Annotated in this window: 2 protein-coding genes; one reads left to right on the top strand and one right to left on the bottom strand. The window is 67.0% G+C overall.

The window, feature by feature from the left end:
• Positions 1-520 (bottom strand): trehalase-like domain-containing protein (locus Y708_RS0121270; protein ID WP_028281468.1); only part of this gene is annotated, 520 nt, incomplete at its 3' end.
• A gap of 651 nt (positions 521-1,171) precedes the next feature.
• Here Y708_RS0121270 and Y708_RS27045 point away from each other — a divergent pair.
• Positions 1,172-1,945, top strand: a 774-nt coding sequence (locus Y708_RS27045) for an arsenic resistance protein (RefSeq protein ID WP_253905923.1), incomplete at its 3' end; no start/stop codon positions are given.

The raw sequence follows: 1,945 nt of genomic DNA, 5'->3' as shown, positions 1-1,945 counted from the left end.
TCTGCAGTTCGCGGTCGCCGGTAAGCAGGAGCCGGTCGGCGCCGCCGATGATGTCCACGCCCGCCGCCGTCCGCGCCAGCGTAGGGGTGACCAGCCCGTACTCGAAACGGGACACCAGCTCCACCTCCACCTCGACCTCGCCCTCCAGCACTTCGAGCTGACGCACCAGCACGTGGGGAGAGCCGAACCCGATCTCGTGGCCCCGCTCCCCCGCCCCCAGCAGCAGACCGTCGGTGACCCGCAGCACCCCGCTCTCGCACCGGAAGTCAGTCTCGACGACCATCGACCCCTCGAGGTACCGGCGCTCCACCGAATATCCGGCGGCCGGGCGGATGGACCAGTGCCCGGCGTGCGGGCCCAGGAGCCGGCCGAAAACTGCGGGGGCGTCGAAACGCGCGGGGCACCACCAATCCACCGAACCGTCACGGGATACCAGCGCCGAACCGTGGCAGTCCCCGAGCAGGCCGTAGTCGGATATTTCCGGCGCAGCGCGGTCCGCCTCGGTGGTCCTGACACTCATGCATGTCCTCTCGTTCTGCCGGGGCGGTGGCTCCGACGTCGCGGGCCGTGACGAACGCCACTGGGGTGCGTTCATTGATGAGTCACTGTCAACCTAAACCCTGCCCGCCGGGAAAGGTCAAGACTGTGGGCGCATGTCAGCCGTACGCTTCGGCGCCCACAGTCTCCCATCGGCGATGGGGGAAAAGTCGCAGCTATCCGGGCAGGAAAACCCAGGAGCCCTGTGCCGGCATGTCTACTCGAACAGGGACGGAAGGCGGCCCAGAGCGACCGACAGCGCCGCAACGAGCGCCAGCAAGAGGAGCGCCACGAGACGCGGCGGAACGCGAAATGTCCTCGCGACAGGAACGATGAACGGGTCCGTGAAGTACCCCGCGAACGGGGGCGATCCGTTTCTCGGGGTCGTGGGGTCCGGGCAGGTCCGGTAGCAGCACTCGCCAGACAAGCCAGAAGGCATAAAAACTGAGACCCGACTGGACGAACACCACCGCCACCTCGATCGTGTATTTCACGGGCACCCCCTGGCTCGAGTGAAGACTGCTTTGAAGTCGTTGCTGCTGCCGTGACCCGGTGTCCGGCAACGACGGTGGTGATGAACTTTACCCCGGCCTCGTTCGCGCACCCCCAATGCCCCCATGGACGTCCCGTCCCGATGCAAACGGCCGTGGCTGGGCCGGGACCTCACAGGCTGGAGCAGTCGGCCACGTTCCTGGGCATTCCGTTCTCGGTGATGGGCCGCGCCGTACGGGATCTGCGGTTCATGGCGGCGGTCCTGGTGCTGAACTTCCTGGTGGTCCCGGTCGCTGTCTTCGATCTTTCCCGTTTCGTGGCCGGCGATCAGGCTCTGCTGATCGGCGTGCTGCTGGTGTTGCTGAGCCCGTGCATCGACTATGTGATCGTGTTTTCGGGTCTGGCCGGTGGGGCCAGTGACCGTCTGCTGGCGGCTGCGCCGGTCCTGATGCTGGCCCAGATGGTCATGCTCCCCGTGTATCTGCTGCTCTTCGTCGGCCCGGACATCGTGGCAGTGATCGACCCGGGACCGTTCGTCGAGGCCCTCGTCGTCCTGATCATCATCCCCCTGGTGCTGGCTGCCACGACCCAACGATGGGCCGGGCGGGCGCCGGCAGGCCAGCGCGTGATGGCGGTGATGCAGGGGCTGATGGTGCCCTTGATGATGTTGACGCTTGCCGTGGTGGTCGGATCCCAGATCGCCGGGATCGGACGAGAGATCGCCTCCCTGCTGGCGGTGATCCCCCTCTACACGGCGTTCCTGCTGATCATGGTCCCTCTGGGAGTCCTTGTCGCACGGATGGCCCGGAGGGATTCTCCGGGCACCATGGCAGTGGTCTTCAGCGGCGCCACCCGCAACTCCCTGGTGGTGCTGCCCCTGGCACTGGCGTTGCCGGCGCCCCTGGCGCTGGCGGGG

Origin of the sequence: Arthrobacter sp. H5 (assembly GCF_000520595.1) — a bacterium.
Lineage (GTDB): Bacteria > Actinomycetota > Actinomycetes > Actinomycetales > Micrococcaceae > Arthrobacter_D.
This window is presented reverse-complemented; position numbering and strand designations above follow the sequence as displayed.